The 1,000-nt window shown below is 62.1% G+C and carries 1 protein-coding gene; it reads right to left on the reverse strand.

What is annotated here, in order from left to right; all coding sequences use genetic code 11:
- Positions 1 to 207: 207 nt before the first annotated feature.
- Positions 208 to 1,000, reverse strand: a 793-nt coding sequence (locus M0D68_RS36570; protein WP_266226924.1) for an IS110 family transposase, incomplete at its 5' end; no start/stop codon positions are given.

Here is a 1,000-nt window from a genome sequence, read left to right on the forward strand (position 1 = left end):
TATATCCGGCCTTGTTGCAGGTCGAACCCGCTGGCCTCGATGGATTCCGCTGGCTCACGCCTCATTTGTCACACGGGCTGTTAGCCCGCAAAGGGCTTCAGGTTTGGTGAGTCCCGGTCTGACCTGTGTGCCATCACACTCAATTACCTTGCGCAACCTTTGACGTTTTCCTCTTTGCAAAACCGTTCTGTTCAGACTTCGCTGCGTTCACACCGGCCGCACACTGACATGAGCTTTCTCGTACTTCCGGTCGTGTGCCAGCAATGCCCAGATCGTTCGGGCCAGCTTGTTGGCCAGTGCGACGGTCACCACGTTGTTCGGGCGGCGCCTGCGCAACTGCTCGATCCACGGCCCCGGCTCCTTTGTGCGTGCAAGCACCGATCGGGCGCCGTGTATCAGCAGCGTGCGCAGGTACACATCCCCACGTTTGCTGATCCCATGTAACCGGAGCTTGCCACCGGTGCCGGTCTGTCGCGGCACCAGCCCCAGCCAGGCCGCAAACTCACGGCCCGAACTGAATGTCTTCGGATCCCCCATCGTCGCCACGGCAGCGGTTGCCGTCAGCAACCCCACGCCTGGAATGTCCGCGATCTGCCTGCAGGCGCGCTCTTGCTTCATCCACTCCGAGAGCCGGCGCTCGATCTGCGCAATCTGCTCATCGAGCACGTCAAGCCGCTGCCATTGTTCACGCAGTGTGTCCATCAACATCGCAGGCAAACGCTCGCTCAGACGCGCCAGCACACCGGCCATCGCCCGGTTCAGCGCGGCTCGGCCCACCGCCATCACCTCACCGTATTCCGTCAGCAGTCCACGCAGGCCATTAATCTGCATCGTGCGGAATCTGACCAGCTGCTGGCGCATCCGGTGCAGCGCCAGCACCGCCTGCTGCGTTTCAGTCTTGAGCGCCACCGCCCTCACGCAAGGCTGCTGTACCGCGCTCCAGATCGCGCGCGCATCGGCCATATCGTTCTTGTTGCCAATCACGAATGCCTTGACCGCC

It is taken from the genome of Paraburkholderia sp. SEWSISQ10-3 4 (assembly GCF_030464785.1).
Taxonomy (GTDB): Bacteria; Pseudomonadota; Gammaproteobacteria; order Burkholderiales; family Burkholderiaceae; genus Paraburkholderia; species Paraburkholderia aspalathi.